Annotated in this window: 6 protein-coding genes; 3 read left to right on the forward strand and 3 right to left on the reverse strand. The window is 45.4% G+C overall.

Translation table 11 applies throughout. The features are described from left to right. Positions 1-158: 158 nt before the first annotated feature. Positions 159-3,122, forward strand: a complete 2,964-nt coding sequence (locus tag VT06_RS08890; RefSeq protein ID WP_046553938.1) for a ligand-binding sensor domain-containing diguanylate cyclase — start codon at positions 159-161, stop codon at positions 3,120-3,122. A 320-nt stretch (positions 3,123-3,442) separates the two neighbouring features. On the opposite strand, the gene VT06_RS08895 is transcribed toward VT06_RS08890, so the two are convergent. Further along, positions 3,443-4,015 (reverse strand): PIN domain-containing protein, encoded by a 573-nt coding sequence (locus VT06_RS08895; RefSeq protein WP_046553939.1) that lies wholly within the window; start codon positions 4,013-4,015, stop codon positions 3,443-3,445. Then, positions 4,015-4,467 carry a helix-turn-helix domain-containing protein gene (locus VT06_RS08900; RefSeq protein WP_046553940.1) on the reverse strand — a complete coding sequence of 151 codons (453 nt, stop codon included), beginning with the start codon at positions 4,465-4,467 and terminating at the stop codon, positions 4,015-4,017. Before VT06_RS08900 ends, VT06_RS08895 begins: the two co-directional genes overlap by 1 nt. 232 nt (positions 4,468-4,699) lie before the next feature. Between VT06_RS08900 and VT06_RS08905 the strand changes: the two genes are divergently transcribed. Together VT06_RS08905 and VT06_RS18450 are read left to right on the forward strand one after the other, a co-directional pair. Then, positions 4,700-5,707, forward strand: coding sequence for a YecA family protein (locus VT06_RS08905; RefSeq protein WP_046553941.1), 1,008 nt, complete (start codon positions 4,700-4,702; stop codon positions 5,705-5,707). Between the two features lie 119 nt (positions 5,708-5,826). Next, positions 5,827-6,027 carry a hypothetical protein gene (locus VT06_RS18450; RefSeq protein WP_046553942.1) on the forward strand — a complete coding sequence of 67 codons (201 nt, stop codon included), beginning with the start codon at positions 5,827-5,829 and terminating at the stop codon, positions 6,025-6,027. A 389-nt stretch (positions 6,028-6,416) separates the two neighbouring features. Here VT06_RS18450 and VT06_RS18455 read toward each other — a convergent pair whose 3' ends face one another. Further along, complete coding sequence (locus tag VT06_RS18455; protein ID WP_046553943.1) at positions 6,417-6,674, reverse strand: hypothetical protein; 258 nt, start codon at positions 6,672-6,674, stop codon at positions 6,417-6,419. Positions 6,675-6,733: the final 59 nt, after the last annotated feature.

A 6,733-nucleotide genomic window follows, 5' to 3' on the forward strand; every position in this document is an offset into this window, starting at 1 on the left:
CCAGTAATTTTTTGAGCTTAGCACTGGTAAGACCAATAGCGCAAGACTACCGCTGAGATGCAAATTGCGGCCATTCATCTGCTTTTGATTAAAAACCAATCAAGCTTTTTAGTAAAGTAACAGTTATTATCAGGGTGAAATGACACAAGGAGCAGAAGGTGTTCAGATATATTGCTGCAGCAATGCTGTTATTTAGCTGTGCCAATTTACAGGCATTGCCGGGTTTACTGGACAAGCAGTCATTGCTGTATCAGGGTTGGTCAGTTGACGCTGGCTTACCGCAGGTGTCAGTAACTGCGATGGTGCAAGACTCGCAAGGTTTTATCTGGCTGGGCACCCAAGGCGGGCTGGCCCGGTTCGATGGCAATAAGTTTACGGTATTTAACACCGCGAATACGCCGGCACTGTTATCCAATTTAATTACCACACTCTATATAGATAGTAACCAGCGCTTGTGGATTGGTACCGTAAGTGGCCTGAGTTATTATGAAAATGGCCAATTTTATGCCGCTGAGTATGTTGCTAATGATGCAACAAATGATGCTACAAACAAGCGAACGATAACAGTAGGTGCGGTAAGCAGTTTTGCTGAATTGCCAGATGGCCGGTTTTTTATTGGTGCCAGTCAGTTATTTGAGTGGCAAGAGCAGCAGTTGCAACCGGTGGTGCAACACCAAAGCCAGGTATTTCAGCTGTATCAGCAAGGCGATACCCTTTGGATTGGCGGCCAGCATGGTTTTGCTACCTTTACCGCCAATAACTATCGTTGGTTTGACGCACCGGCCTCTGTAGAAGCGTTGCAGATGTCTGAACTGGCCATTGTGAAAGAGGCTGTGTATTTGGGCACCAATAAGGGGCTGTATCGCTGGCAGCAGCGTAGCTGGCGTAAATTGGAACTGCCTGGAGTGCCTGCTAATAGCCGGATTGAACTATTGTATCTGGATAAACAGCAACAACTTTGGGTGTCTACTTTTGATGCTTTATATAAAATAAAATCGGGCCAAATTACTCAAATTGAGTTACCAGGAGATAGCAATAAGGCCTTTAGCTGGATTGAAAGCATGCTGGAAGATCAGCATCAGAATATTTGGCTGGGTAGCCGAACGCATGGCGTTATGCGTTTACGCTCGGCCCTTACTGAACGCTATAGTGTGGCTGAGGGCGTGCCGGATCCTTACAGCTGGGCGGTAATGCCGTGGCAACGTCATCTTATGGTGGGTACCAGCCAGGGCATGGCGTTACTAAAAGACGGGCAGTTTCAGCCGTTGTTAGCCAACAAACAACTGCCTAGCCCCTTCGTTTACAGCATGTTGCAAGACCAGCAGAATTTGTGGGTGGGCACCCGGGCGGGTTTAAGTTTATTACATAGTGACACCCTGGCTTGGCAGCAAAATTTTCCAGAAACTGCACATTTACTGATCACCAGCCTAGTTGCTGAGCAACAACGAATATGGGTAGGTAGTAATGGTGGTTTGTACGTTGTTGAAAATGGCCAATTGTCGCAGCAGGGTATAGCGTTGCCGCTAACAGAAATAAGCATTAGGGCATTATTGCCCGATAGCCTTGGCCGGTTATGGGTTGGCACGGAAGCAGGATTATATTTACGCGATACCGACGGCTTTAAACCATTAAACGATATGCCACTGACGGGCCGTTTTATCAGCGCTATTGCTGAGTTACCTGATGGCAATATGTTAATTGGCAGTTTTGATCAAGGATTTGTACTGGGGCAGCCCGGTAACTGGCGGCAGTTTACACAGAAAAATGGTTTGCCAGGCAATGGTGTTATGCACGTGGAATTGGTTAATGACAAGCTGGTGATCAGTAGTTTCGAAGGATTTTATCGGCTGGACTACAGTGCATTACTTAAGGGCGAAGTTAGTCAGCTTTATATGTTGGTTGACGACCGGCAGCCTGAAACCGCTACCGACTCACACCGTTGTTGCAATGGTGCCGGCAGTAATAAAGGCGCGGTGCATCAGGGCCGACTATGGTACCCCACGCTGGATGGCATTATCGCCTTACGGTTAGACCGGTTAAAAGATTATGCCCCGGTACCGACACCCGTTATAAAAAGTTTAGCGGTAGCCAACGGTAAGTATACCGCTGCTAACGTTAAGTTAGCACCGGCACAACGCGACTGGCATTTTCGCTACAGTGCCCCTTATTATTATCAGGCTTCGTCGATTGAAACACGCTATCAGCTTGAAGGCTATGAGCAAAACTGGGTTAACGCAGGCAGCCGTCGCGAAGCGTTTTATACTAATTTACCACCCGGGCATTATCGTTTTCAGGTGCAGGTAAAAATTGCCGGTGATTACCGTTGGAGTGACGCTGCGGCAATGGAAGTAGACTTAACACCTTACTGGCATGAAACCCTAACCGCCCGAATGGTGCTATTTAGTGTATTGCTGTTACTGTTTTGGCTGGTGTACCGTTTAAGGTTGGCATCGTTAGCCAACGCCCGCGCAGCGCTGAGCCGCCAGGTTACCGAGCGCACGCAGGAACTGTATCAGGCCAATCAAAAATTGCAGCAAATGAGCATGCAAGATGCACTTACTGAGTTGCATAACAGGCATTATCTGGATGTAAATATTGATGCTATGTTGGCAAGGGCACAACGTAATAATCAGCCACTGGCCTGGGTTTTACTGGATTTAGACCATTTTAAGCGAATTAACGACCGGTATGGCCACCAGTTAGGTGATAGCGCTTTACAGCATTTTGCGGGTATTTTGCAACAACACAGCCGCAGTAACGACCACTTACTGCGTTGGGGCGGCGAAGAGTTTTTGCTGGTACTGGAGCAAACTAGTGAGGTGCAGCATTATATTGAGCGTTTGCAGCAACGGGTGCAGCAATATCCTTGGCAGCAGCAGCTAGGTATTCCTGTTAGCGTTACTTGCTCTATTGGTGCCATTATTCAGCCGCTGGGTTGGGATTGGGAATACAGCTTATATTTGGCCGATGCCGCCTTGTATAAAGTTAAAAACGCTGGCCGGGCTGATTATATGCTATTGCAACCAGGGCCAGCGGCTCCCGCCAGTTTAAGTAGTGCCGATAAAAAAACGGAGCTGGATGAAGTGTTAGCCAAACAGTGGGTAGTGGCTAGCCGCAGTTAGCCAGTAGCCAAATATACACAGCAGGCAGTAGATTAATAAAAGCCCAAGTTATTTCTATATCAAGCCAAGGCAAGTGGCCGAGATTGTGCCATATTCAGTACTGAATAAGCTATTTTGTAAAATCTGATATGACGTTGTGATTATGCTTAAAGTACTGAAATAAATAATTATTCCACGTTTGATCTACTTGTAGAGCATAAAAATTAATTGCTTACAATCAGTGCCTTGAGTTTATGGATTGAGCGCTTATTGATTTTAACTCACCACTTTACCCACCGTTTATTCGTTGCTTATTTACAGCATTGAGGACAGTTTGGGGTTCAGAATAGCAGTTTAAATGGGCTTAACCTCGTTACTGTCTCTGGCAGCTTTTGTTTTAGCAAGCAATCCAGGTATTGCTCTGGATCAAAAGGTGGATTCTTCAGGCTGGCTCTATGCCGTCTTACAGCTTCCAAAACAGATCCAATATTCAACTCCATCAGATCGGTTATAAAGTCATCCGGGTGAATCGCTTTGAGGCTGTATTTACTGAGCGCCTGGTCTGGGAAATCTTTTAAGTTAAAAGTCACAATTGCTTCTGCGCGAGTTTGAATAGCAGCCGCTACGACATGCCGATCGTCTTCATCTGGTAATGCTATTGATGTAATCAAAGGTTGGTAGTTTGTAACTAATGAACCAGGTACATGCTGATCCATCAGATCGCGTACTTTATCAAGTTTGGCCTGGGTTAAGTCAGGTCTGCTTGCCAGTAAGTTTCTAATCCATTCGTCATGAATATCGGCAGACCAACGTGCCCTGAACTGGCCACTTAATGCGAGGTACATTAAAAGGCTTCTAAGCGGCGCAGGGTACAACACGCAGGCATCAAACACTACGGTGTAGTTTGAGCTCATTAGTATCCCAGTCCTAATTCCTGGTCGAGTTGAGCTAGTTCATCAAGCACTTGTAGTCTTCGTGCTTCTAACTGGCTTTGATAACGCCTTAAATCATTAAAACGTACTTTTCTGCGATTACCGGTTCTGTGAAATGGCAGCGCGCCTTCGTCAAGTAGTTTAATTAAGGTGGGCCGTGATACGTTCAGCAGATCAGCCGCTTCTTGGGTAGTCAGCTCAGCATGGATCGGCACCAACTTTACAGTATTGCCTTCACCCAGTTCGGTTAGAATGTTTACCATTAGGCGAAGGGCACTCACCGGGATTTCAACTTGTTTAAGTTGACCATCAGGTGAGCTAAGTGCCAGCGACTGCACGTCTAATTTAGTTTCAATTACGGCAGCAAGTTCCTGGCTGCACAGCTTTGCTAAGGCCGCTTCGTGTGCGGTCGGCAGTTGTTGATAGGCTTGCATAGAAAGTTACTCCAGAAATTAAATACCACAATATTATTCGCATTATTCGAAATGATGTCAAGCTATTCGAAATATTCGAAATATTCGAAATATTCGAAATGGCATGAGATTGTCTGGCTCAGGTCAGTTTGCTATCGTTGACACGCTGCTTCCCTACCGCAGTTTTACGAGGAAGTAGTTAGTAGATATACTGGTTGTTTAGTAAATATTGACATAGTACAGAGCAATCAGAATGAAAGCAGGCCGTAACGACCCATGCCCGTGTGGCAGTGGTAAAAAATACAAACAGTGCTGCATCAACGCTACATCTAAACAACATAGTGATGTATTTGACGATATTGCGCAGACTGTGGCGATGAATCTGAATCTGACGCTTGAGGAGTTAAACCTTGCAGCGCAGCAGAGAATGGCAGAGCGCAATAACAGACCTAGTGCTGATTTTTGCGGTTTGACACCAACCCAAATGGCGAACTGGCTGTATGCCCCTTTTAGCGAAGTGGCCGGGGTTAAAATCAGGACACCTGAAGACTTATCAACCAGCCCGGTAATGCGTTATTTAGCGTTAATTGTTGATGAGGCTATGCAAAATGATGGCTATTTTAAAGCAACCAGCAAAGGCAATCTACCAGCAAAGTTAGCAAAGCAAGCCAGCGATTTATTGCCAGAGTTTGCAGTTAACCAACACCGCACCAATATTAGTATCAGTGAATTTGCCGGCATTAATGAAGATAAATTTAACGCCTTGCACTATAGCCGGATTTTGGCTGAAATTAGCGGCATTATTTATTTAAGATCTGGTCGTTTTCATCTTAAAAAAGCAGCGCAAAGGCAATATCAAACCCAAGGCATCCAGGCTTTTTTCATACCCATGCTGGAAGCAGCAATTACCAAGTACAACTGGGGTTACCTGGATAGCTTTGAGCATGATGTTGAGTTAAGAACCTTTTGGTTGTTTATGCTGTGGCGTCTGCAAAGCCACGGTTCTGTTGATCAGTTGATTGACGATGTGGCGAAAGCTTTCCCAGACTTGCTGCACCAGCTGACACCTGATGAGCATTTTTCATCTGTCAGGCTACTGAGCTTACTGATCGAGTCACGCTTTATTGAGCGTTTCTTACAGTTTTGGGGGTTTGTAGTTGCGGATCCGAAAAAGATTTTTGCCAAAGAGCGCATACCACGACAGGCCAGTATACAGCCGCTACTAACACAAACTTTTCACTTTACTGTCAACGGGCATTAAGGCGTTATGACGAAACGATTTTTTACTTATTAAGTAATATTTTGTAAACGCCATGATTGGCAACTTGCTGGCTTCAGTCTACAATTAATTACTAAATAAGTTATTATAAGTGCACCTATATGACAAAAGCTGACAAATTACTGCGTGTTTTTGCCAGCGCGGTGAAGGCTGGCGGTGGTATTCACACTAAAAGGCCAGTTGAGCAGCTTGCCGCTAACCTGTATTTTGACCCTGATATCAAAATGTATCGCGCCAATACCGAACAAGCTTTGACGGACCTAAAGTACTGTCAGCGTAACCTACATATGCTGCAAAATTAAAAGAGAGATGAGACATTTATTCCGAGGCGAATCAAAGCGCGTACGGTGGATAACCCGGAGTATTGGGCTTATGTGCAATCGGAGGTAAGTGCTTCGGCCACAGAGTTATTGGGTAACAGTTTACCTAAGAACAAGTTTGATATGGGGCTCTGAAGCTTGTCGAACGGTACTAAGAATTTCTGAGTGCGTTTGATGAGGTTATTAACCTTGCTATTCGCTTCACTGAGTGAGCAGATTAGCTAACGTATTCACATCAACAAGGTAAACCCGGCAACTGCTAGCCGGCATTTGGCTCAGTTAGTAGCGGTGAGGTGCTTCAGTTTCGGATATCTACATTCTTCGGTTTATCATTCAACTCGAACATAAATTGAAAAGAGTGTGGTGCATACTTATCGCGCATACTTGCGTTTTAGGTCTGAAATAGATTTGTGATCGCTACTTTTTTCCAAAGGCAGCCCTTCGTAGCTCAGGCTAACCTTATAATTTTCCATATTAGGGGTAAATTTAGGCTGAAGTTCATTGGTAACCAATCCTAATTCCTGATCGAGTTGCGCCAGTTCATCAAGCGCTTGTAACCGCAGCTCTTTTAGTTGCTCCTCTTGCGTGGTGCGTATTTCGGTTTGTCCGGCCACCTGTTCCGGTTTCATCCGGCCAGGCGTTTCGGTGTGATCCGGCCAGCATGATCTGACCTTCGTTTATGCTCTCT

Source organism: Arsukibacterium sp. MJ3, assembly GCF_000987765.1.
In the GTDB taxonomy this organism is placed as follows: Bacteria; Pseudomonadota; Gammaproteobacteria; order Enterobacterales; family Alteromonadaceae; genus Alishewanella.

What these genes read in the sequence shown, in the direction of transcription:
- VT06_RS08895 (WP_046553939.1), bottom strand. Translation starts at nt 4,015, where the DNA reads ATGAGCTCAAACTACACCGTAGTGTTTGATGCCTGCGTGTTGTACCCT.
- VT06_RS08905 (WP_046553941.1), top strand. Translation starts at nt 4,700, where the DNA reads ATGAAAGCAGGCCGTAACGACCCATGCCCGTGTGGCAGTGGTAAAAAA.
- VT06_RS08900 (WP_046553940.1), bottom strand. Translation starts at nt 4,467, where the DNA reads ATGCAAGCCTATCAACAACTGCCGACCGCACACGAAGCGGCCTTAGCA.
- VT06_RS18455 (WP_046553943.1), bottom strand. Translation starts at nt 6,674, where the DNA reads ATGAAACCGGAACAGGTGGCCGGACAAACCGAAATACGCACCACGCAA.
- VT06_RS18450 (WP_046553942.1), top strand. Translation starts at nt 5,827, where the DNA reads ATGACAAAAGCTGACAAATTACTGCGTGTTTTTGCCAGCGCGGTGAAG.